The organism is Hymenobacter oligotrophus, assembly GCF_003574965.1.
GTDB lineage: Bacteria > Bacteroidota > Bacteroidia > Cytophagales > Hymenobacteraceae > Solirubrum > Solirubrum oligotrophum.
Map to the genome: position 1 here is coordinate 286,007 of NZ_CP032317.1, position 23,411 is coordinate 309,417.

A 23,411-nucleotide genomic window follows, 5' to 3' on the forward strand; every position below is an offset into this window, starting at 1 on the left:
ATAAGGCCTAACCGGCAAAACAGCACGTTCGGGTATATGCCAGTACACTATAGTATATAAGAGAGCAGCACATGCTTGATGTTGAGAAATACGAAGAGGTAAAGAAGATTTTCACGGCTTACTTGGAAAGCAAGGGGCTTCGAAAAACCTCCGAACGGTACGCCATTCTGGAGGAAATTTATTCCCGGAATGGCCACTTCGATGTGGAAGAACTGTACGCCGGCATGAAAGAACGCGGCATTCAGGTAAGCCGCGCCACCGTGTACAACACCTTGGATCTGCTGGTGGAGCACCACCTCGTGAGCAAGCATCAGTTCGGCCGCAACCTGGCGCAATACGAGAAATCGTACGGTTACCGGCAGCACGACCACGTCATCTGCACTGAGTGTCATAAAGTGGTGGAGTTCTGCGATCCGCGCATCCACGGCATCCAAACGATGGTCGGGGAGTTATTGAACTTCCATATCTTGCACCACTCCTTAAATCTTTACGGCATTTGCGGCGACTGCCGCGCGAAAGCCGCCCGTACTACCGAATGAAAACTGACGCCAACCTGCAAGACGGCATCCTGTCGGTGCGCCTCACCGGCGACCTGATCGGCAGCCCCGATTCCCAGCAACTCCTGCAAACCGTTGATCAGCACCTAGGCGACGACGCCGTGAAGTTGTGCTCAGTGGATTTGTCCAACGTACGCTACGTCAACAGCTCCGGCATCGGCGTGCTGGTGTCGCTGCTTACCAAGTTCCGCAGCCGTGGTGGCGAATTGGTGCTGATTAACCCGGCCGAGCACCCGCGCAAAATGCTGGCCCTAACCAAGCTTACTTCCATCTTCACCATCGCCGACGACGAAGCAGCTGCCACCAGCCTGCTCAAAAACGCCAACTAATGCCAGTAGACGTACTCGTCGGGCTCCAGTGGGGCGACGAAGGAAAAGGAAAAATCGTGGACGTGCTTGCGCCCACGTACGATGTAGTAGCCCGGTTTCAGGGCGGACCCAACGCCGGTCATACCCTCACTTTCAACGGCACCAAGCACGTACTGCACCAAGTGCCCTCGGGCATTTTCCACCCACACATTATTAATGTAGTTGGGAATGGAGTGGTGCTCGACCCCGTGGTGTTCCGCGAGGAGCTGCGCAAGCTCACGGCGCGCGGCATCGATGCCACCGCCAACCTGTATATCTCCAAGAAGGCACAGCTGATTCTGCCCTCGCACCGGGCCCTCGACCGCATTTGGGAGGAAGCCCGTGGCGGGGGGCGCATCGGCTCTACATTAAAAGGTATCGGGCCGACGTACCAAGATAAAATCGGTCGAACCGGCTTGCGCATCGGCGACATCTTGCGTACCGATTTCAGCCAACGCTACCAAGAAACCGTGGAACGGCATCGGCAGCTGGCTGCTTTTCACGAGCGCGAGTTAGGCATTGAAGCAGATGAGGCCGCCTTTTTCGAAGCAGTGGAGAAACTGCGTCAACTACGGCTTACCGATACAGAGTACCTTCTGAATGACTTGCTCAGCCAAGGCAAGCGCATTCTGGCTGAGGGAGCACAGGGTTCGTTGCTGGATATCGACTTCGGTACCTATCCGTTTGTTACATCTTCGAGCACTGTGGTAGCCGGGGCCTGCACAGGCCTAGGTATTGCGCCGCGCCACATCGAAAAGGTATACGGCATCAGCAAAGCCTACTGCACCCGCGTGGGCAGCGGCCCGTTTCCAACGGAGCTCCTCGACGAAGTAGGGGAGCAGATCCGCCAGGCCGGTCGCGAGTTTGGCTCTACTACCGGGCGTCCGCGCCGTTGCGGCTGGATCGATTTGCCGGCTCTGCGCTATGCCATCATGCTCAACGGCGTCACCGAAATTCATCTAATGAAAGCCGATGTGCTTTCTGACTTCGATGAAATCCGGGTTTGCACTCATTATAAGCGTGCCGATGGTAGTTTAACCGAACAGCTTCCCGACCTAGGGGAGCTGCAAGAACTGACCCCGGAATACATTTCGCTGAAGGGTTGGCAAACTAGTCTCGATAATGTTGCCGATCCCGGGGCGCTGCCCGCTCAACTAACGGCATACGTGCAATACCTTGAACAGCAGCTAAAAGTGCCGGTCACGATTGTGAGCGTCGGCCCTGACCGAACCAGCACTTTGCACATGAACTGATAAAAATAAGTTACGCCTCGCTTGACTTTTCCCGAGCGAGGCGTACTTTTGTCCTCCCAGTCAGGCAAACGGCCTGCAGGTTTTTCTAAAACGAAGGGCTTAAATTTTTTTGCTCCTGCTCTTGACTTTGATGTTTCGGTAGTGCTAGTTTTGCACCCCGTTTCAGAAGGGAACAGGGTTAGGCTCACAAATCAAGGATCTAAAAACGGATTCAGTTGTTAGTAAGAGCTGCTGAAAAAATACGGCGCTGGAACTTGCAAAGCAGCGAACGAGTTTGCTACCTTTGCAGCCCGGTTCGGAACGCGAGTCGGGGGAATAGGAAACAAGTTGGACGGCGCGGCAAAAAAAAGTTGGCGCCGGGGGTTGCGAAAGCGGAAAAAAGCTGCTTACCTTTGCAGCCCCAACCACGAAAACACCGGCCGCGGGATGCGCGGCGCTACGGACACGACCGGTGTCCGCCCGTTCTTTGAGAGAGTGTTGAAAACGACAAGGTAGTAGCCGGTTGCGGCGCCGCGAGGCGCGGGCAAGCGGCGAACCAAGCGAAACGAACAAACCGATCCTGTCGGCGCGCCCTTCCAGCGGGAAGGGCGGCGGCAAAAGATTGCTAGGACAAATCGCTGCTGGAAGCAGCAGCAACAAACTTTTACAATGGAGAGTTTGATCCTGGCTCAGGATGAACGCTAGCGGCAGGCCTAATACATGCAAGTCGAACGGGGCAGCAATGCCCAGTGGCGCACGGGTGCGTAACGCGTAGGCAATCTGCCTACACCTGGGGGATAGCCCGCCGAAAGGTGGATTAATACCGCATAACACTGCGAGGCGGCATCGTCTGGTAGTTAAAGAATTTCGGGTGTAGATGAGCCTGCGTGCCATTAGCTAGTTGGCGGGGTAAGGGCCCACCAAGGCGACGATGGCTAGGGGAGCTGAGAGGCCGATCCCCCACACTGGCACTGAGATACGGGCCAGACTCCTACGGGAGGCAGCAGTAGGGAATATTGGGCAATGGCGGAAACGCTGACCCAGCCATGCCGCGTGCCGGATGACGGCCTTCTGGGTTGTAAACGGCTTTTGCCCGGGAAGAAAAGACCGCTGCGGCGGGAATCGACGGTACCGGGTGAATAAGCACCGGCTAACTCCGTGCCAGCAGCCGCGGTAATACGGAGGGTGCGAGCGTTGTCCGGATTTATTGGGTTTAAAGGGTGCGTAGGCGGCCCGGTAAGTCCGTGGTGAAAGCCCCTCGCTCAACGAGGGAACTGCCATGGATACTGCCGGGCTTGAGTCCAGGCGAGGTTGGCGGAATGGATGGTGTAGCGGTGAAATGCATAGATACCATCCAGAACCCCGATTGCGTAGGCAGCTGACTAGGCTGGTACTGACGCTGAGGCACGAAAGCGTGGGGAGCAAACAGGATTAGATACCCTGGTAGTCCACGCCGTAAACGATGGATACTCGCTGTGGGCGATACATGGTCCGCGGCTTAGCGAAAGCGTTAAGTATCCCACCTGGGGAGTACGCCGGCAACGGTGAAACTCAAAGGAATTGACGGGGGCCCGCACAAGTGGTGGAGCATGTGGTTTAATTCGATGATACGCGAGGAACCTTACCGAGGCTAGAATGCGCGTGACCGGTCCGGAGACGGACCTTTCCTTCGGGACACAAAGCAAGGTGCTGCATGGCCGTCGTCAGCTCGTGCCGTGAGGTGTTGGGTTAAGTCCCGCAACGAGCGCAACCCCTATGTTTAGTTGCCAGCGCGTCAAGGCGGGGACTCTAGACAGACTGCCTGCGCAAGCAGCGAGGAAGGCGGGGACGACGTCAGGTCATCATGGCCCTTACGCCTCGGGCTACACACGTGCTACAATGGGCGGTACAACGGGTTGCCACTGCGCGAGCAGGCGCCAATCTCGAAAAGCCGTTCTCAGTTCGGATCGCAGTCTGCAACTCGACTGCGTGAAGCTGGAATCACTAGTAATCGCGTATCAGCAACGACGCGGTGAATACGTTCCCGGGCCTTGTACACACCGCCCGTCAAGCCATGGAAGTCTGGTAGACCTGAAGCCGGTGCTCGTCACAGAAGCCGGTTAGGGTAGAACAGGTAACTGGGGCTAAGTCGTAACAAGGTAGCCGTACCGGAAGGTGCGGCTGGATCACCTCCTTTCTGGAGCGCTTTTGCCGCGCCGCCGGATCGGGCGTTCAATCGCTTAACCTGTTGTTTTCGCACTCGCTCAATGATTTTGAGACACGAGGATTCGCTTTTCCCCGGTGGGGAAAAGACCGAAGGCCCGGGCTTGTAGCTCAGGTGGTTAGAGCGCGACACTGATAATGTCGAGGTCCGTGGTTCGAGTCCACGCAGGCCCACTCGCTTCGGCGTCCGGCCGCGGCGACTCGTGCGACGGGGGATTAGCTCAGCTGGCTAGAGCACCTGCCTTGCACGCAGGGGGTCAACGGTTCGAATCCGTTATTCTCCACTTTCCTTTTTGCGGAAGCGCTTTTCCTTGCGGAAAGCGCTTCCCCGCCGCCGGGCAACAGGCCCGGCGCACGTTCTTTGACGTAACGGCTAGCAAACATAGTAGAAGAAATAGGCCTGTCCAGTAAGTTGGACGGGCATCGCACGAGCAAACGACAGACCCATGATTACTCTGGGTCGACCGTTACGGAAGTAACGAAGGGCGCACGGGGGATGCCTAGGCTCTCGGAGGCGACGAAGGACGTGATAAGCTGCGATAAGCTTGGGGGACGGGCACATGCCGGCTGATCCCAAGATTTCCGAATGGGGCAACCCACCGGTTTGAAGAACCGGTATCCGGTCCGCAAGGACGGAGGCGAACGCGGGGAACTGAAACATCTAAGTACCCGCAGGAACAGAAAATAACATATGATTCCCCCAGTAGTGGCGAGCGAACGGGGACGAGCCCAAACCGGGTTGGTTACGGCCAGCCCGGGGTTGTAGGACTACGACGTGAGACCTTGATCGGGTAGCGGAAGCAGGTGGGAAACTGCGCCAGAGACGGTGAGAGCCCGGTACGCGACATTTGATCAGGCTCTAGTAGGATCCTGAGTAGGGCGGGGTCGGAGACGCCCCGTCTGAATCCGCCGGCACCATCCGGCAAGGCTACATACTCCCGAGAGACCGATAGTGAACCAGTACCGTGAGGGAAAGGTGAAAAGAACCCCGGATAGGGGAGTGAAAAGAACCTGAAACCGTGCGCTTACAAGCGGTCGGAGCTGCCAGGTGCAGTGACGGCGTGCCTTTTGCATAATGAGCCTACGAGTTGCTCCTCCCTGGCGAGGTTAAGCGTCTGAAGACGCGGAGCCGCAGCGAAAGCGAGTCTGAACAGGGCGCAGAGTCAGGGGGGGCAGACGCGAAACTTTGTGATCTACCCATGGGCAGGGTGAAGGTTGGGTAACACCAACTGGAGGCCCGAACCAGTTTCCGTTGAAAAGGATTTGGATGACCTGTGGGTAGGGGTGAAAGGCCAATCAAACTGAGAAATAGCTCGTACTCCCCGAAATGTATTGAGGTACAGCGTCGCGGTCGAGTCACGTGGAGGTAGAGCTACCGATTGGACTAGGGGGTGTCACAGCCTACCGAATCCAGACGAACTCCGAATGCCACCGTGATATACGCGGCAGTGAGGCCTGGGGTGCTAAGGTCCCAGGCCGAGAGGGAAAGAACCCAGACCATCCGCTAAGGTCCCTAAATCCGGGCTAAGTTGAACAAAGGAGGTCCAGTTGCCTTGACAGCCAGGATGTTGGCTTGGAAGCAGCCATTCATTTAAAGAGTGCGTAACAGCTCACTGGTCGAGCGACAGGGCATCGATAATACGCGGGCATCAAGTCCGGTACCGAAGCGATGGGTTGCAGCTTGCTGCAGCGGTAGGGGAGCATTCCAGCAGCGGCGAAGCCATGACCGGGAGGCGTGGTGGAGCGGCTGGAAAAGCAAATGTAGGCATGAGTAACGATAATGGGGGTGCGAAACCCCCACGCCGATAGACTAAGGTTTCCTGCTCAACGCTAATCGGAGCAGGGTTAGTCGGGACCTAAGGCTAAGCCGACAGGCGATGACCGATGGCCAGCTGGTTGATATTCCAGCACTCGTTTAATTGAGTGATGCGGTGACGGAGCAGTGAAAGGCACGCGGGCGGACGGAAGTGCCCGTTGAAGCGCGTAGGTATAGGACCGGTAGTGAAGTACGCCGGTTTTGCCGAAACGCGATAGTAGGCCAAGCCCCTCGGGGCGCGGCCATAGTTGCCCTAATCAGACTCCCAAGAAAACCCGCTAAGCGTTTACGATTGAACGACCCGTACCGCAAACCGACACAGGTAGTCAAGGAGAGCATCCTGAGGCGCTCGAGTGAATCACGGCCAAGGAACTCGGCAAAATGGTCCTGTAACTTCGGGAGAAGGGACGCTTCCTGCCAGCGATGGCAGAAGCCGCAGTGAAAAGGCCCAGGCGACTGTTTAACAAAAACACATGGCTTTGCGAACTCGCAAGAGGAAGTATAAGGCCTGACACCTGCCCGGTGCCGGAAGGTTAAGAGGGGGACTTAGCGCAAGCGACGGTCTGAATCGAAGCCCCGGTAAACGGCGGCCGTAACTATAACGGTCCTAAGGTAGCGAAATTCCTTGTCGGGTAAGTTCCGACCTGCACGAATGGTGTAACGATCTGGGCGCTGTCTCAGCCGTGAGCTCGGTGAAATTGTAGTCTCGGTGAAGATGCCGAGTACCCGCCACGGGACGGAAAGACCCCGTGCACCTTTACTACAGCTTGGCATTGACCCTGGGCACCGCATGTGTAGCATAGGTGGGAGGCGTTGAGCCGGGGGCGCCAGCCTTCGGGGAGCCGACGTTGAAATACCACCCTTGCGTTGCTTGGGGCCTAATCTCCAGAAAGGGGAAACAGTGCCTGGTGGGTAGTTTGACTGGGGTGGTCGCCTCCAAAAGTGTATCGGAGGCTTTCAAAGGTCCGCTCAATCCGCTTGGTAACCGGATGCAGAGCGCAATAGCAGAAGCGGGCTTGACTGTGAGGCCGACACGCCGAGCAGGGTCGAAAGACGGATATAGTGATCCGGTGGTTCCGCATGGAAGGGCCATCGCTCAAAGGATAAAAGGTACGCCGGGGATAACAGGCTGATCTCCCCCAAGAGCTCATATCGACGGGGAGGTTTGGCACCTCGATGTCGGCTCGTCACGTCCTGGGGCTGGAGAAGGTCCCAAGGGTTCGGCTGTTCGCCGATTAAAGTGGCACGCGAGCTGGGTTCAGAACGTCGTGAGACAGTTCGGTCCCTATCTGTGGCGGGCGTTGGAATGTTGCGGGGACCTGACCTTAGTACGAGAGGACCGGGTTGGACCAGCCGCTGGTGTACCAGTTGTGCCGCCAGGTGCAGCGCTGGGTAGCTACGCTGGGTCGAGATAAGCGCTGAAAGCATCTAAGTGCGAAACTCACCCCAAGATGAGCATTCCGTTCAATAAGGTCCGTGAAAGATCATCACGTCGATAGGCCGCAGGTCTTAACGCGGAAACGCGCAGCCGAGCGGTACTAATGAACCGAACGCTTCCGCATACCCGCTCTTGCATTTTTCTTCTTCCCCTGCGTTTGCTGGCCGTGCGTCAACGCTTCACGGCCCCGCTTGCCCGCGCGCAAGCAGGTGTCCGCGCACGACAATGGTGGCTTTAGCCCGGGTGTTCACCTCTTCCCATTCCGAACAGAGCCGTTAAGCCCCGGAGCGCCCATGGTACTGCCTTCGCCGGCGGGAGAGTCGGTCGCCGCCAACCCTTGTCCCCACGCCCCCCCGCGGTCCGCCGCGGGGGGGCTTTTGCGTTTTACGCCCCCCTACGCGCCCCCGCCCGTCGACGGCTGATCCGCGCTGCGCCCCGGTGGACGGGGCGTCCGGAGTTGGAGCAGAGTGGAGCTGGTGTAAGTGCAGAGTCCTAAAATTTCTAATCTAAGTGTGGCCGTTATCAGTCTAATGCATTGAGTCGTTCCGATAGGTGCGACACCGTTTAGTGCTACGGGTCTGTATAAGCTATAAGGCCTTTCAATTAGGTTTCTGTAACCTAACACCAATTTATGTAAAGTCGTATCAGTTTAGTTCAATATTTACCTAAGACGCTTATGATTCTTCAGGCCTTATATCCAACGAATTATACCTAAGTATCTACTAGCTGATGCACTGTGCTGCTAGGTGTCGCGTTGTTTATCAACAAAATAATAAGTGACCAAAAGGAGCCTGTTTACTTTTTGAGGGCGTCTTTCTGTTCCGATTTACGTTCTTTAGGTACTGCATTCACGGTACCATATGGCACTAACTAATCCTTGGTTTCTTTTAGCTCTAATTGCACTTGCTATTCCCGTTTTACTTCATTTATTCGAACTACGCCGTCCGCAGCGAGTTCTGTTCACAAATGTTGACTTCATCAAGAATGTCAAGCTGGTAACAGCTAAACAGCGCCGGCTGCAGCATTTACTTGTATTGTTGCTTAGGCTGGCGTTTGTTGGTTGTTTAGTATTGCTGTTCTGCCAGCCATACATACCAGCCGCTGGTGAGAAAGGGGTTGATAGCCATTCCGCTTTGGTTATCGACAACTCTCTGAGCATGAACGCGGATGCGGCGGACGGCGAGCAACTTCTCGAGAAAGGAGTACGTGAGACCAGCCAGCTTTTAAGCGTCTTGCCGCGCACAGGCTTCGTTGATGTGCTGTATGACCGAAGGCGCCAAAATGCACTGACCCCCAGTCGTGCCATCGAGTCGCTTATTAGTTTGGCGCCATCGGGTTCAAGCCAAGGTCTAGGTGCTCAGATAAGCACATTGGCAAACAACCGAAGTACTGCCGCTACATCTGTTTTTTTGGTTTCGGATTTTCAGCGTTCAGGCTTTGCCCCGAGCACTATCCGGCAACTAAACAATCGGCAGCAAGTGTACTTGTTGCCACTGCGGCCAGCGCCAACTGCTAGCGTGTATGTAGATAGTTTGTACATGGCGGATGAGTTTGTTAGACCGGGAGTCGAGACGACTTTGCTGATGCGGCTGCGCAATGGCGGCACCACTGATGCGCGCGGTGTTGTCGTTCGGGTTTTAGTTGGTGCACGGCAAGTCGGAACGTTTCAGGTTGATTTAGCGGCCGGGCAAAGCCAGGTGAGTTCCGTTCGGGTTAGGCTGAGCGGCACGGATGCGGTGAAATGCCGCGTCGAGGTTGATGACCAACCCATTCGCTACGACAACACCTTCTATTTTGTGCTTAAACCCAGCCGCCGTGTGCGCGTTTTGGAGATAGGTGGAAGTCGTAGTCCATTACAACGCTTATACCCCAACGAATCAGTTTTTGAGTATAAACAAGAAAGTGGTTTTGAGCCGGAGGGGCTTTCAAATGCTGATTTTGTAATTATAAACGCCAACTCGTCTCTTGTGGCTAGCCAACGCGCTGCCTTGCGGAGGTTTGTGGAGGGCGGAGGGACCGTGCTATTTGTGCCGGCGCCTAGCAAGGTGGGTGCCAACCTCAGCGAAACCTTAGCCGACCTAGGGCTAACATCGGTGCGGCCGCTCAATGGGGCTGCAGCCACTCAGGAGGTAGCATCGCCCGACAAGCAAAACCCGTTTTTCAAAGACGTTTTCGCGCAACAGACCCGTCAGCCGGACATGCCCCGCGCCACGCCGTTGCTCGCCTGGAGCCGCTCGACGCTGGATGTATTGAAGCTGCGCGACGGAAGCGCATTCTTGTCGGGCTTCCGCACGGGCAAAGGCATGTTATACGTGGTGGCCTCGCCGCTTGCCCCCGCGTACACTACGTTTCCCGAGCACCCCCTGTTTGTGCCGGTTATGTATCGGTTAGCCACCTCGAGTGTTGGCCAAGAGCAGTTGCCTGCGTATCGGTTAACCGACCGAGCAGTAGTGTTGCGGCAACCAACGGAAACGCCAACCGGCACCGAACAAGTGTATCGATTGGCAAACGACAGGAGTGCGTTTATTCCGGCCCAGCACGTGCGCGACGGCCGTTTGTATTTGCAACTTCCGCCCGATTTACGGCAGCCGGGCTACTACCAGCTAAGCCTAGGCAAGCGAAACCTAGGAACCCTCGCGTTTAATATCGACAAGAAGGAATCGGAGCTGGCGTATTACTCGGTTGAGGAGCTACGGCAACTCGAAAATACCTTCCCCAATGTGCATGTGTACGAATCGGCGGGGGGACAAAGCGTTGCGGCCCAATTTGCGCAGCAGCGCACTGGCACGCCGTTGTGGCGCTATTGCTTGGCGGCAGCGCTGTTATGCTTGCTCGGCGAAGTGTTGGTGTTGCGCTTTGCCGGCGCCAGAAATACAACCGCCCCGCTAGCCGCTTAGCTAGGCATTTGGGCAAAGTGCTCTAACTTGCCGCAAAGCTCCTACGGTTGAGCACAGAGTAGTAACAAATGAAGAATCAGGCTGCGTTACGAACAGCGGTACGCGTGGGCGCCATTGCCGGGGGATTGTGTGTGGCTTGGGTGCTCATGCTGTATTTCACCGGCCAGAACCCGTACGGCCCCAAGCGCCTCATGACGATGTTTGTGCCGCCCGTTGCGGTGCTGGTAGCCCAGTGGCGCGCGCGCAAGCAGGCGCCAGAGCAATTTGGTTTTTCAATGGCTTTGCTTACGGGCGTCGTAACGCTCCTGCTCACCGCTAGCTTGTCGGGGTTGGGTGTTTATACGCTCGCCCGCACGGGCAACCCGCAGCTGATCGAGCAAAACCGCTTGCAAATGAAGCGAATGATTCAGGCTGAACGCGCCAATTTTCTAAAGGAAAAAGGCGGAAAAGAACAGTACGAGCGCAGCATCCGTGGTATTGCCAGCACGCCGTCGGCGCTGGCCCAAGACGACTTCAGCAAAAAGCTTTTGGCGGGTTTGTTTTTCTTCTTGCCCGGCGCCGTTTTCTTTCGGAAATAACAACGTCTTCACCTCCAAACCCTAATTACTATGGAAAACACCGTTACTCCATCTGTTTCGCCTTCGGCCGTTGGCGTGCGCTACGGCGTTATGCTCGGCATCGTATCCATCATCTTCACGGCCGTGATAATGATGGCAGGCTTGGAGCAAAACACCGCCGTTGGCTTGCTGGGCGCGGTAATCAGTATTGTTTTTATTGTGCTGGCTCACAAAGCCTTCAAGCAGGCAAACGGCGGCTTCATGTCGTACGGACAGGGCTTGGTGATTGGTGTAATTGCGTCGGTGGTGTCGGGTGTTCTGACGGCCGTGTTCCGCTACATCTACCTCACTTTCATCGACCCCGAGGCCATGAGCCGGGGCATGGAGGCCGCCCGCGCCAAGCTGGAAAGCCAAGGTATGTCGGACGAGCAGATTGACCAGGCCATGGCCATGAGCAGCAAAATGACCGACGGCCCGCTTGGGGTGGTGGTTGCTATTGTGGGCTCGGTTATCATTGGTTTGCTTTTCTCGCTGATTATTTCGGCCATTACTAAGCGTACGCGTCCTGAGTTTGAGTAAGAAGAACGTAAAATCATTTCCCGTCGAGCTGTCGATTGTAATACCGCTGCTCAACGAGGAGGAGTCGTTGCCGGAGCTAACGAGTTGGATTGGGCGCGTACTGCAGGCCCACGGCCTGTCGTATGAAGTCATTCTGATCGACGACGGCTCGACGGACAACTCGTGGGAAGTGATTGAGGAGCTGGCTGCCGCGGATGTGCACATCCGCGGCATTCGCTTCAACCGCAATTATGGCAAATCGGCGGCTCTCGATACCGGCTTTCGGGCCGCCGAGGGCCGCGTGGTTTGTACCATGGATGCCGATTTGCAAGATTCGCCCGAAGAGCTGCCCGAACTCTACCGGCTGATTACCGAGGAGCGCTACGACCTGATCAGCGGTTGGAAGAAAAAGCGCTTCGACCCGCTAAGCAAAACCATTCCGACGAAGCTTTTTAACGGCGTTACGCGATGGATTTCGGGCATACAGCTGCACGATTTTAACTGCGGCCTGAAAGCCTACGACAGCCGCGTGGTAAAGAGCATTGAGGTGTACGGCGAGATGCACCGTTACATTCCGGTAATTGCCAAGTGGGCCGGTTTCCGGCGCATTGGCGAAAAGGCTGTTCACCACCAGGAGCGCAAATACGGCACCACCAAGTTTGGCCTGGAGCGCTTCGTATACGGCTTCCTCGATCTGATGAGCATCACTTTCGTGAGCCGCTTCCGGCGCCGGCCGATGCATTTCTTCGGCTCGATGGGCGTGCTGTCGTTTTTCCTAGGTGCCATCATCACGCTGTGGCTGGTAGGCGAGAAGGTGTGGTTGGCCGCGCACAACCTGCGGGCCCGCGACGTAACCGACCAGCCGTTATTCTTCCTGGCACTCGTGGCTGTGATTGTGGGCGTGCAGTTGTTTCTGACGGGCTTTTTGGCGGAGCTAACTTCGTTGAACGGCCGGCGCAAAAATCAGTATTTGGTGCGCGAAACCCTGAACCTGCCGACCTCCTAGGCGCATGGCACGTGTGGTGATTATTGGGCCGGCGTACCCATTGCGCGGCGGCTTGGCTACCTACAACGAGCGGCTGGCGCGGGCTTTTCGCGAAGCCGGCGACGAGGTGCGCATCGTTACGTTTAGCCTGCAGTACCCCAACTTTCTGTTTCCGGGCCAAACACAGTTCAGCACCGAAGCGGGCCCCGCTGACCTCGACATTGAGGTAAGCATCAACTCCGTGAACCCGCTGAGCTGGTGGCAAGTAGGCCAGCGGCTGCGGCGCGAGCGGCCCGATTTAGTTGTGTTCCGGTTTTGGTTGCCATTTATGGGGCCGGCCCTAGGTACCATTGCCCGCATAGTGCGTGGCAACGGCCACACGCGCATCGTCACCATCACCGACAACGTAATTCCGCACGAAAAGCGGCCCGGCGACCGGCCTTTCACGCAGTATTTCCTGCGGGTGTGCCACGGCTTCGTTACCATGAGCCGCTCGGTACTGGCCGATTTGCGCCAGCTCGGCCTGAGGCAACCCGCTCGTTACCAAGCACACCCGCTCTACGACAACTTCGGACCGGTTGTGCCCCAACTCGAGGCACAACGCCGCCTGCACCTAGCGCCCGAGTACCGGTACTTGTTGTTTTTTGGCTTCATCAGGGCGTACAAGGGGCTCGATGTGTTGCTCAAAGCATTTGCCGATGAGCGCCTAGCCAAGCTGCCCCTGAAGCTGATAGTGGCCGGCGAGTTTTACGAAGATGCCGCGCCCTACGAGGCCATCATCCGGGAGCACAAGCTGGAGAGCCGCTTGGTGCGCGCCACCGATTTTATTCCAAACGAGCGGGTGGCCGATTACTTCTGCGCCGCCGATATGGTGGTGCAGCCCTACAAGCACGCCACCCAAAGCGGCGTGTCGCAGATTGCCTACCACTTCGAGCGGCCCATGCTGGTGACCGACGTGGGCGGGCTGGCCGAGCTGATTCCGGATGGCGAAGTGGGCTACGTGGTGCCACCCACCCCGCAGGCCATTGCCGATGCGTTGGTTGACTACTTCACACACCCCGACCTACAAGCCAAGTTTGAAGCCGGCACGCGGCACTACAAGCAGCAATTTTCGTGGGCCGAAATGGTGAAGGCGCTCAAGGAAGTAGCCGCAGTGCCGAGCACCTAGGCTTCCGATACGAGTACTAACGACACCGCCCCGCTTCGTGCTAGCCAAACGGCAGCAGCGAAGCGGGGCGGTGCTTTAACCGAGAAATGTTCAGGCGGAGGCAAGCGGCAAACTAGCCTGCACGGCAGCCAACACCTTTTCGGCGGGCAGGTCCTCCATGCAGCTGGTGCCGAGTTTGCAGGTGCCGCGGTAAAAGCACACACACTCGCGGTTGGGCTGCACAATCTGGCCGCGGCCGTACAGGTCGAACTCGTGCGGGTTGAAGATGTTGTTCATCAGCACCGTGGGTTTGCGCAAGGCGATGCTGATGTGCATGGCCATGGTTACCTGCGTCACGACGAGGTCCATCTGATCGAGCAGGTTGATGAACTGCGGCAGCGGGAAGTGCCCTAGGTAAGGGGCCCCTGTGGCTGCCTGTAGGCGCTGGTTGCGCTCTTCTTCGGCGGCACCACCTAGGAGCACGGGCGCGTAGCCGGCTTGTTGCAGCTGAGTGATCAGGCTAACCCATTTCTCATCGGACCACAGGCGGGTTGTCCAACGGTCGCCGCAGCCGGTGTTAAGGCCTACGCGGCGGCCCGCAGGTGGCAGCTGCGGCCACTGGTATCCCTTGTCGGCGTGGTTATCGAACACGTATTCTTCGCCCCGAAACTCGTAGCCGCACAGCTCGAAAATCTCCTGCACGTAGGGCTTAGTGTTTTGCAAACTGAGCTGGTCGAACACGCCCGTTAGGAATTTGTGCCGGGCTAGGTCGTTGGCGGGCCAAGCTACGCCGTCGTACGGGCGCAGGGCGTAGCCAAACTTTTGCGTTGCCTTGAGGGTGTTCAGCAGCGCGCCGGCTTCCTTGTCCTTATCGAGGTTGAATACGATATCGAACTCACGGGCTTGCAGCTGCAATACGGCCGCGAAATCGAACTTTAGTATTTCATCGACGGCATCTTGCGGCAAGATGGCGGGCGTGTGCGTGAGCCAAGTGATGTAAGCTGACGGGTACTCTTGGCGCAAGCGGCGCAGCAGCGGCGTGGTCCGGATTACATCGCCGATGGCCCCAAGCTTGATGATGAGAAGCCGCTGCCGCACCGGTGCGTACACGGGGCAGCCTGCGCACTGGTAGCCGTGCTCCTTGTTGGGCCGACACGGAATATCGCCACGGAAGTGGCGGCAGTCCGGGTGCACAACGGTATGATTGAGAAGGATGGTGCTCAACTCGGCGAAAATTAAATGCCCACGTAGTTCGAGGGCGTGATGGCGCGCAGCTCGGCCTTTACTTCGTCGCGCACGTCGAGCGTGCTCACAAATTCGCTGATTGTGGCCTGCGTAACCGGGCCGTGCGTGCGCGTAAGGGCTTTGAGGGCGTTGTACGGATTGGGGTATTGCTCGCGGCGCAAAATGGTTTGGATGGCCTCGGCCACCACCGGCCAGTTGGCCTCTAGGTCGCGGTGCAGGGCTTCTTCGTCGAGGGCCAGCTTGCCGAGGCCGCGCTGCAGTGCCGTAATGGCAATGAGGATGTGGCCCAGCGGCACGCCTAGGTTGCGCAACACCGTAGAGTCGGTGAGGTCGCGCTGCAGGCGCGAGATGGGCAGCTTGCTGGCCAGGTGCTCGAGCACAGCGTTGGCAATGCCCAGGTTGCCCTCGGCGTTTTCAAAATCGATGGGGTTTACCTTGTGCGGCATGGCCGAGGAGCCCACTTCGCCCGCCTTAATGGTTTGGCGGAAGTAGCCCAGCGAGATGTACTGCCACACGTCGCGGGCCATGTCGATGAGGATGGTGTTGAGGCGCTTCAGGCCGTCGCAGGTGGCGGCCAGGTGGTCGTAGTGCTCGATTTGAGTGGTGGGGTAGGAGCGGTGCAGGCCCAGTTGCTCGTTTACGAAGCGGTTGCCGAAGCCGTGCCAATCTACCTCCGGGTAGGCCACGTGGTGGGCGTTGAAGTTGCCCGTAGCCCCGCCGAATTTAGCTCCGAAAGGCACTTGCTTCAGCAAAGCCAACTGCGCCTCGAGGCGGGCCACAAATACCGCCAGCTCTTTGCCTAGGCGCGTAGGCGAAGCCGGTTGACCGTGGGTGCGCGCCAGCATGGGCACGGCGGCCCACTGCGCGGCGCAAGCCCGTAGCTGGTCGGCAAGCTGCTCGTAGCCGGGCACAATTTCGCGGTGCAGGGCTTCGCGCAAGCTCAGCGGCACGGCGGTGTTGTTTACGTCCTGCGAGGTCAGGCCAAAGTGAATAAACTCCACGTAAGCACCTAGGCCCAGTATCTCGAATTGGTCGCGCAGCCAATATTCCACGGCTTTTACATCGTGGTTGGTGATGCGCTCGTGCGCCTTAATGGCCTCAGCGTCGGCCTCGGTAAACTCTTGGTAGAGCAGGCGCATGCGCTCAAATACCTCCGCCTCGACGCCCTGCAGCTGAGGCAGTGGCAGTTCGCACAAAGCAATAAAGTACTCCACCTCCACCAGCACGCGGTAGCGAATCAGGGCTAGCTCCGAAAAAAAGTTGGCCAGCGGAGCGGTTTGGCGGCGGTAGCGGCCATCGAGGGGCGAGAGGGCCGTGAGGGGCGTCAGCGCGTCGTGCATCATGCAAGTAAGGAACTAGCAGGCCCAGGGGCCCGGTTTTAGGGCAACGAAACAGATAGGGCAGCCGCCGGCCACCCCTTCAGCAAGAGCTGAGCCGCCGATGTGCCCGCGAAGGTAGGAAGGCCTTGCGGCCGGGGCAACGTATAGCCGAGCTACGCGTAGGGGCAGTTTGTGGTACTTTTGTACCCGAAGCGGCTTAGGTTCGGCACGAAACTGGCGAGGCAGGCCGCTGATTATCTACACTTCTGTGCGAGTGAACCCAACAACCAAGAAAGTACTGTACTGGTCGCTAGGCACCATTGGAGCATTGTTGCTCGTGGGCTTGGCCGTGTTTCTGCTGAAACGCGAGCAGTTGCTGCAGTACGCCCTGCGCCAAACCAAAACCAAGGTCGAGCGCAAATATCCCGTTACCCTAACCCTAGGTCCGGCGCGCTTTACCGACCTGAACACCGTGCAGATCACCAACGTGAGCCTGGTGCCCCGCACCGGCCTGCAAGATACCTTGCTCACGGCCCGCCGCATCAACGCCAGCATTAGCCTGCGTTCGTTGTTTGCCCGGCGCCCGGTGTTCAGCAACCTGCAAATTGAGCAGGCCCGGTTGGTTGCCCGCAAAACGGCTACGGCCGACAACTACGGCTTTCTGATTAAGCGCACGGGCAAAACCGCCGTGCCGCGCGATACCACCAAAGGCACCAACTACGGCGTACTGCTGAACCAAGTGCTCGAAACGGCGCTGGAGAACATTCCGGGCGAGGCCGACTTCCGCAACTTTTTGGTGGCTTACGAAAGCCCGCGCCACCGCGCCACCATCACCATGCCCGAGCTTACCATCGAAGACGGCGACCTGGCGGGCAAACTAACGGTGGTGCTCGACTCCGTTACCAACCGCATTGGCTTGCGCGGCCACGTGGAGCAGGGCGACGAAAACATGGACGTGCAGGTGTTCAGCCAGGGCCGCCAGCCGGTGGTGCTGCCCTACGTGCAGCGCCGTTTCGGGGCCAACGTGCAGTTCGATACGTTGCATCTGCAACTGGCCGGCAAGGATTTCGACGACGAGCGGCTTACCGTACGCGGTGCTGCTTTGGCCAGCAACTTTCGCCTGAACCACCCCAAAATTTCGGACGAAGACGTGGTAGTGCGCCGCGGCGGCATCGACTTCGTGGCTACCCTAGGTCAGAATTACCTCGCGCTGGAAAAGGGCACCAAGGTTACGCTGAACAAGATTGTGGCTTTCCCGCAAATCAGCGTGCGCATGCGTACGCCCGCCGAGCTGGGGCGCCGCATTGCCGCCGAAACCCGCCACTACAGCCCGCGCTTGCGGGGCCTGCTGGTGTCGCTGAACGTGGAAACGGACGAGGTGCCGGCCACCGACTTCTTCGCCTCGCTGCCCCAAGGCATTTTTGGGGCGGTGGAGGGCATGCAGGGCACCGGTACGCTGCAGTACCACCTCAGCGCCGCCCTCGATATGCAGCAAGTGGATAGCCTGAAGTTTGACTCGGGCTTACGCGCCAGCCGCGACTTCAAAATCACGCGCTTTGGCCGCGTCGATCTGCGCAAGCTCAACACCGAGTTTGCCTACACCGCCTACAACGACCGCGGCGATTCGCTCAAGACCTTTGCCGTGGGCCCCTCAAACCCCGATTTCGTGCCGTTCAATCAGGTGTCAAACTACCTGAAGTACGCCATCATCACGGCCGAAGACCCGCGCTTCTTCACGCACAAAGGCTTTATGGAGAAAGCGTTCGTGAAATCGGCCATCCAGAATATCAAGGAGAAACGCTTTGCCCGCGGCGGCAGCACGCTCTCGATGCAACTGGTGAAAAACGTGTTCCTGACGCGCAAGAAAACCGTGGCCCGCAAAGCCGAGGAGGCCCTGATGGTGTGGCTGATTGAGAATACCCGCCTCGTGAGCAAAGAGCGCATGATGGAGGTGTACCTCAACATTATTGAGTGGGGCCCGAGCCGCTACCGCTGGCCCAACGGCGAGCGGGGCGTGTACGGTGTAACGGAGGCCGCCCGCTTTTACTACGACAAAGAGCCCGCGCAACTTACCCTGCAGGAAAGCCTGTACCTGGCCAGCATCATCCCTAAGCCGAAGTACGCCCGCGAGTCGTTTAACCAATACGGCGACCTGAAGGCCAGCTCGCGCTACTTCTTTCGCCTGATTGCCGACATCATGGCCCGGCGCGGCTACATACCCGAGGCCGAGGCCGATGGGCTGAGCCGCTCGGTAAACCTGGCCGGCCCGGCGCGACGCTTCATGAACTTCTCGGCCCGCCCCGACACCACCCGCGTGGTGGCCGCCGACAGCAGCCAGTTTGACCCCATCAACCTCATCGACCTGCTAAACACCGGCGGCCTGCCCGACGAAGGTGCCAACACCAACGCCCCGGCCACCGAAGGCGCCGACGACAACGGCGGGAAAAAGCCCTAAACCCTAGGTGCCTAAACAAAAGGCCCGGCGGAGCAGCTGCTCCGCCGGGCCTTTTGCTTGAGTTAAGAGCGAGGCGCTAAACCTTGGGCTCGTCGGAAGACGACGCGGCGGGCTCGGTTACGGCATCGTCGTCGTTCTTCTTGGGCAATATCAGCGACACTACCACCGACAAAGTAAGTACGGCCGCTACCACACCTAGGGCCCACTCCGTGGGGAGGTGGAAGAAGTCGTGCAGCAGCAGCTTGCCGCCGATAAAGACGAGGATAAGCGACAAACCGTAGTGCAGGTAATGGAATAGCTGCATGAGGCCGGCCAACGCAAAGTAAAGCGCGCGAAGGCCCAACAGCGCAAACACGTTGGAGGTGTACACGATAAACTTGTCTTGCGTAACGGCCAGAATGGCCGGGATGGAGTCGGCCGCAAACACCACGTCGGTGGTTTCCACCATCACCAGCACCACGAACAGGGGCGTGGCAAACAGCAGCTTCTCCTTGCGCACGAAGAACTTGCTGCCCTCGTAGCGGTTGGTGATGGGCAAATGACGGCTGAGGAAGCGCACCACCGGGTTGTTTTCGGGGTCGATGTCGGGGTCGCCGCTGGTGGTGGCCATCTTAAAGCCCGTGTACACCAGAAAAGCACCGAGCACGTAAAGCGTCCAGCTGAATTTGCTGATGAGCGCGGCGCCAATCACGATAAAGGTGGCGCGCAACACCAGCGCCCCCAGCACGCCCCAGAACAGGATTTTGTGCTGGTACTCGCCCGGCACCTTGAAGTAGGTGAAGATGAGCAGAAACACAAAGAGGTTGTCAACACTCAGCGCCTTTTCAAGCAAGTAGCCCGTCAGGAAATTCATGCCGGCCTCGCGTCCGAATTCGTGGTACACGAAATAGTTGAACGCCAACGAAAGCGCAATCCAGAAGGCGCTCCAACCCAGGGCTTCGCGCATGCGCACTACGTGAGCCTTGCGGTTGAACACCAGCAAGTCGAGCAGCAGCATGGCCAGCACAAAGAGATTGAAAGCAACCCAGAACCAGGGAGTTGTAGTCATGCGAAGGACGCGTCAGCAGGCAGCAACCGAGTGCCCGGCCGCTACCTAGGATAGTGGAGCCTTACCGCGTTTTAGGCGCGGAGGTTACGGCGTGGGTAGCCGTGGCAGGTTGGGGCAGGGCAGCCGGCGCAGCCGCCTTGGGCCCGCCGAAATGGCGAAACCAGCTTTCTACCTTCATTTGTACCACGCCCAGCAATGCTTCCTTAAAAATGCCCTTCGACATTTTGGAGGCACCCCGGGTGCGGTCGGTGAAGATAATGGGCACTTCCTGAATGCGGAAGCCGTGCTTGTAGGCCAGCCATTTCATCTCGATCTGGAAAGCATAGCCCACGAAGTGAATGCGGTTCAGATCGATGGCGCGCAGCACTGGGGCCGTGTAGCACTTAAAACCGGCCGTGGCATCCATAATGGGCATGCCCGTAATAAAGCGCACGTAAGCCGAGGCAAACCACGACATGAGCACGCGGTCCATGGGCCAGTTTACTACGTTTACGCCAGTGATGTAGCGCGAGCCGATGGACATATCGTGGTCCTCTACGGCGCAGGCCTCGTACAGGCGCACGAGGTCGTCGGGGTTGTGCGAAAAGTCGGCATCCATCTCGAAGATGTACTGGTAGCCGCGCTGCAAGGCCCACTTAAAGCCGTGCAAGTATGCCGTGCCCAGGCCTAGTTTGCCGGTGCGCTCCTCCAGGTGCAGGCGGCCCGCAAACTCGCTCAGCAGCCCGCGCACCACGGCGGCGGTGCCATCGGGCGAGCCGTCGTCGATGATGAGCACATCGAACGCCTTCGGCAGCGAAAAAACCTTGCGGATGATCAGCTCGGCGTTTTCCCGTTCGTTGTAGGTCGGTATGATGACGAGCGAATCGTTCATTAATCCAAAGGTAACAATTAGGCTATGCTGCCGAGGTTAATTTTTGGGCCACTTGCTGGGCGCGGCGCAGGCAATCCGGTATGCCCACACCGGCGCGCCAGTTGGCCACTGCCCAAATGCCTTGTTGCTCCAGGGCGTCGGCCGCGGCGTGCGCCGGAATGATGCGCTCATCGAACTGAGGGATGCTTCGTTCCCACCGGTAAATGTGCTGCAACCGGGCCGGGGCATCGGGCTTGAGGCCGTAAAGCCGTTGCTGTTCGGCCCGCAGCGAAGCCAGCAGCTGCGCGTCGGGCAATCGGGCGTTGGTTTCGTACTGGGCGCCGCCCACAAACGAGGTGAACAGCACCTGCCCCGCGGGGCACCTATCCGGAAACAGCGAACTGCTCCACAAGGTGCCCGCCGCCACGGGTTGCTCCACGCGCGGGCTCAGGGCGCCAAAGCCGTTGAGCGGGTGCTGCACGGCGCTGCGGTCGTAGGCAGTGTGCACGGCCGTAAGCGGCGGGTAGTGCACGGCACCTAGGGCAGCGGCCTGCTGCGGGTGCAGGCCCCGGAGCAAATCGGCGGCGGCGTAGGCCGGTAGTGCCAGGATGAGGGCGTCGTACAGCTCGGTAGGTTCGGGCTGGCCCGCCAGCTGCAGGCGGTATTGCCCGTTGCCTTGCGGCAAAAAGACCTGCACGCGGGTGTTTAAGTGCAGGTGCGTCAGGCGGCTGGCCAGGGCATCGGTAAGCACTTGCAAGCCGCCCCGAAATGAGATGATGCGGCGGCGGGCTACGCCCTTCATGGTGCGGGCAAAGCCGCGCAGCACCGAGCCGTGTTCTTGCTCGAGGGCCGCCAACTGCGGAAACGTTTTGTGCAGCAACAGCTGGTTGGGGTCGCCGGCGTAAATGCCCGACACAAACGGGTTCACCGCGTAGTCCAGAATTTCTTGCCCAAAGCGGCGCCGGAAAAAATGGCCAATGGTTTCGTGCGCATCGGGGGCGGCTTTGGCACGGCGCAGTTCCGATAGGGCCTGCCACTTGCCCTTCAGGCTGAAAAAGCTGCCAAACAGCAGTTGCTGGGGCTTGCCCGGCAGCTCGCGCAGCGCGCCGCCGCGCACCACGTAGCGGTGCCCGCTTACGCCGCCGGGCTCCTGAATCTGCTCTGCCAGCCCCAGGTCGGCAATCAGGCCTTCGAGCTCGGGACTGAGCTGCAGCGAGTTGGGGCCCAGCTCCAGCACGTAGCCTTCGGGCAGGTGGCGCGTGCGCATGTTGCCGCCGGCCGCATTGCCGCTCTCGTACACGTGCGCCGTGGCGCCTTGTTGCTGCAAGTACCACGCCGTGGCCAAGCCCGTAATGCCGCTGCCTATAATTGCTACGTTCATGCGAATGTGTAAACCGCCAAAGGCTGCAAAAGTAAGCTGCCGAGAATACTCAATTTGCTGATTTATTTCAATTAGCTGGCCTGCCAACGTGCCACCAGCGGGCCTAGGTGCCCTTGGCTGCCCGCGTGCCGAACAGCCGCGCTGCGCGTACTTTTGCCGGGCATGAATGCTACTTCCACGGCCAAAGCCGTTTTCCTCGACCGCGACGGCGTGCTCAATGCCGAAATCGGCCATTACGTGTGGCGCCTCGATGAATTTGTGGTGCTGCCCGATGTGCCCGCCGCCTTGCAGCGCCTGCACGCCGCCGGCTACTTGCTGATAGTGGTAACCAACCAGGCCGGTATTGCCAAGGGCCTCTATACCTCTGCCGAGGTAGCCGCCTGTCATCACAAACTGCAAGAGGCCTGCGGCGGCGTAATCGATGCGTTTTATTACGCCCCTGGGCATCCGTCGGTGTCGGAGTCGCTGATGCGCAAGCCCGATTCGCTGATGCTCGAAAAAGCCATGGCACGCTTTGGCCTCGATGCGGCCCAGTGCTGGATGGTAGGCGACCGGCCCCGCGATTTACAAGCTGCCGCCAAAGTGGGCGTGCGCGGCATATTGGTAGGCGAGGAGGCGCTGGTACCCGATGCCCCGCTTGTGCCCAACTTGGCCGCTGCTGCCAACCTGATTTTGCGCTCCTAGCACCTAGGCGCCAACAACACAGCCCCAGCGCACAAGCTGGTTAGGCTTGTGCGCTGGGGCTGTGGCGTAGGAGGGCGTTGCTTATTGGCGCTCGGCCGGGGCAGCTGCCGCGCTGGCCGTTACGGCCGAGGCCTGCTGCGTAGCGGGCTTTTGCTGGGTGTAGGCCGGGCACTTGGTGCTGCACGAACCCAGGCCAGCGGCCAAGGCCAATACGCCCAGAACTGCAATCTTTTTCATGTAAATATGCAATTATGCGTGAGGGTTACGCAGGGTAAAAGGTTCGGTACTAACGGTGTTCGGCTGAGGTTTAGTTTGAGCTGAACCGAAAAAATTTCAAACCGCCCTTGTACCGTTAGCCAAACCCCCAAACCGCACTTGCAAGACCGATTCAGGTATAAAAAATCCGGCCGCGGCGCCCCAAGCGGGGCGCCGCGGCCGGATTTCGTACGCGCAGGGTGCTTATTGGCGCTCGGCCGGTGCAGCCGCCGAGGCTACTACCTCTGCTTTCTGGGTAGCGGCTTTGCCGTATGCCGGGCACGACTGCTTGTTGCAAGCACCGAGGCCCAAAGTGGCAGCGGCAGTCAGAAGAAGTAGACCTTTTTTCATAAGTGGTACAGATTTGCTTGTCGGAATACAAACATACTGCCGCCGTGGGCCTTACTCCAACAGCAGCAGGCAGAAAAGTACTATACT

The 23,411-nt window shown here is 58.5% G+C and carries 17 protein-coding genes, 2 tRNA genes and 3 rRNA genes; 15 read left to right on the forward strand and 7 right to left on the reverse strand.

Annotation, left to right across the window (positions count from 1 at the left end):
* Positions 1-71 precede the first annotated feature (71 nt).
* The 13 genes from D3Y59_RS01125 to D3Y59_RS01185 all read left to right on the forward strand — a co-directional run bounded on the left by D3Y59_RS01125 (position 72) and on the right by D3Y59_RS01185 (position 13,757).
* The gene (locus tag D3Y59_RS01125; protein WP_119443365.1) at positions 72-539 is read left to right on the forward strand and encodes a Fur family transcriptional regulator; all 468 of its coding nucleotides are present in this window, start codon (positions 72-74) and stop codon (positions 537-539) included.
* Positions 536-886, forward strand: coding sequence for an STAS domain-containing protein (locus D3Y59_RS01130; RefSeq protein WP_059072717.1), 351 nt, complete (start codon positions 536-538; stop codon positions 884-886). The genes D3Y59_RS01125 and D3Y59_RS01130 overlap by 4 nt, the downstream gene beginning before the upstream one ends.
* A complete protein-coding gene (locus D3Y59_RS01135) occupies positions 886-2,157 on the forward strand; it encodes an adenylosuccinate synthase (protein ID WP_119443366.1) in 1,272 nt (423 codons plus the stop codon). The genes D3Y59_RS01130 and D3Y59_RS01135 overlap by 1 nt, the downstream gene beginning before the upstream one ends.
* 645 nt (positions 2,158-2,802) lie before the next feature.
* Positions 2,803-4,312, forward strand: a 16S ribosomal RNA gene (locus tag D3Y59_RS01140).
* 126 nt (positions 4,313-4,438) lie between these two features.
* Positions 4,439-4,512 (forward strand) — tRNA-Ile (locus D3Y59_RS01145).
* Positions 4,513-4,548: 36 nt separating this feature from the next.
* Positions 4,549-4,622, forward strand: a tRNA-Ala gene (locus tag D3Y59_RS01150).
* 185 nt (positions 4,623-4,807) lie between these two features.
* A 23S ribosomal RNA gene (locus D3Y59_RS01155) occupies positions 4,808-7,716 on the forward strand.
* A 100-nt stretch (positions 7,717-7,816) separates the two neighbouring features.
* A 5S ribosomal RNA gene (gene rrf / locus D3Y59_RS01160) occupies positions 7,817-7,928 on the forward strand.
* Together the 16S, 23S and 5S rRNA genes with 2 tRNA genes alongside form the textbook arrangement of a ribosomal RNA operon.
* Before the next feature lie 524 nt (positions 7,929-8,452).
* The gene (locus D3Y59_RS01165) at positions 8,453-10,489 is read left to right on the forward strand and encodes a BatA domain-containing protein (protein WP_119443367.1); all 2,037 of its coding nucleotides are present in this window, start codon (positions 8,453-8,455) and stop codon (positions 10,487-10,489) included.
* A 68-nt stretch (positions 10,490-10,557) separates the two neighbouring features.
* Entirely contained in the window at positions 10,558-11,067 is a 510-nt protein-coding gene (locus tag D3Y59_RS01170) for a DUF4199 domain-containing protein (RefSeq protein ID WP_119443368.1), read from the forward strand.
* Between the two features lie 30 nt (positions 11,068-11,097).
* Complete coding sequence (locus tag D3Y59_RS01175) at positions 11,098-11,625, forward strand: DUF4199 domain-containing protein (RefSeq protein WP_119443369.1); 528 nt, start codon at positions 11,098-11,100, stop codon at positions 11,623-11,625.
* Positions 11,618-12,610, forward strand: coding sequence for a glycosyltransferase family 2 protein (locus D3Y59_RS01180; RefSeq protein WP_119443370.1), 993 nt, complete (start codon positions 11,618-11,620; stop codon positions 12,608-12,610). Before D3Y59_RS01175 ends, D3Y59_RS01180 begins: the two co-directional genes overlap by 8 nt.
* A gap of 4 nt (positions 12,611-12,614) precedes the next feature.
* Positions 12,615-13,757: a glycosyltransferase gene (locus D3Y59_RS01185; protein ID WP_119443371.1), complete on the forward strand. Its 1,143-nt coding sequence runs from the start codon at positions 12,615-12,617 to the stop codon at positions 13,755-13,757.
* A 90-nt stretch (positions 13,758-13,847) separates the two neighbouring features.
* Here D3Y59_RS01185 and D3Y59_RS01190 read toward each other — a convergent pair whose 3' ends face one another.
* Both D3Y59_RS01190 and purB read right to left on the reverse strand, forming a co-directional pair.
* Complete coding sequence (locus D3Y59_RS01190) at positions 13,848-14,930, reverse strand: glycosyltransferase family 9 protein (protein WP_162910457.1); 1,083 nt, start codon at positions 14,928-14,930, stop codon at positions 13,848-13,850.
* 41 nt (positions 14,931-14,971) lie between these two features.
* Positions 14,972-16,324 carry an adenylosuccinate lyase gene (purB, locus tag D3Y59_RS01195; RefSeq protein ID WP_119443373.1) on the reverse strand — a complete coding sequence of 451 codons (1,353 nt, stop codon included), beginning with the start codon at positions 16,322-16,324 and terminating at the stop codon, positions 14,972-14,974.
* Positions 16,325-16,574: 250 nt separating this feature from the next.
* On the opposite strand from purB, the gene D3Y59_RS01200 reads away from it, so the two are divergent.
* Positions 16,575-18,755, forward strand: a complete 2,181-nt coding sequence (locus D3Y59_RS01200; protein WP_119443374.1) for a biosynthetic peptidoglycan transglycosylase — start codon at positions 16,575-16,577, stop codon at positions 18,753-18,755.
* A 76-nt stretch (positions 18,756-18,831) separates the two neighbouring features.
* Here the strand turns inward: D3Y59_RS01200 and D3Y59_RS01205 are convergent, their stop codons facing one another.
* From D3Y59_RS01205 to hemG, 3 genes are all read right to left on the reverse strand, one after another.
* On the reverse strand, positions 18,832-19,803 hold the full coding sequence (locus tag D3Y59_RS01205; protein WP_119443375.1) for a TerC family protein: 972 nt from the start codon (positions 19,801-19,803) through the stop codon (positions 18,832-18,834).
* Positions 19,804-19,864: 61 nt separating this feature from the next.
* On the reverse strand, positions 19,865-20,674 hold the full coding sequence (locus D3Y59_RS01210) for a polyprenol monophosphomannose synthase (RefSeq protein WP_119443376.1): 810 nt from the start codon (positions 20,672-20,674) through the stop codon (positions 19,865-19,867).
* Between the two features lie 22 nt (positions 20,675-20,696).
* A complete protein-coding gene (gene hemG, locus D3Y59_RS01215) occupies positions 20,697-22,034 on the reverse strand; it encodes a protoporphyrinogen oxidase (protein ID WP_162910458.1) in 1,338 nt (445 codons plus the stop codon).
* Positions 22,035-22,196: 162 nt separating this feature from the next.
* Between hemG and D3Y59_RS01220 the strand changes: the two genes are divergently transcribed.
* Complete coding sequence (locus D3Y59_RS01220; RefSeq protein WP_119446269.1) at positions 22,197-22,718, forward strand: D-glycero-alpha-D-manno-heptose-1,7-bisphosphate 7-phosphatase; 522 nt, start codon at positions 22,197-22,199, stop codon at positions 22,716-22,718.
* Positions 22,719-22,799: 81 nt separating this feature from the next.
* On the opposite strand, the gene D3Y59_RS18125 is transcribed toward D3Y59_RS01220, so the two are convergent.
* Together D3Y59_RS18125 and D3Y59_RS18130 are read right to left on the reverse strand one after the other, a co-directional pair.
* Positions 22,800-22,955 carry a hypothetical protein gene (locus D3Y59_RS18125; RefSeq protein ID WP_162910459.1) on the reverse strand — a complete coding sequence of 52 codons (156 nt, stop codon included), beginning with the start codon at positions 22,953-22,955 and terminating at the stop codon, positions 22,800-22,802.
* A gap of 222 nt (positions 22,956-23,177) precedes the next feature.
* The gene (locus tag D3Y59_RS18130) at positions 23,178-23,324 is read right to left on the reverse strand and encodes a hypothetical protein (RefSeq protein ID WP_162910460.1); all 147 of its coding nucleotides are present in this window, start codon (positions 23,322-23,324) and stop codon (positions 23,178-23,180) included.
* Between the last annotated feature and the right edge of the window lie 87 nt (positions 23,325-23,411).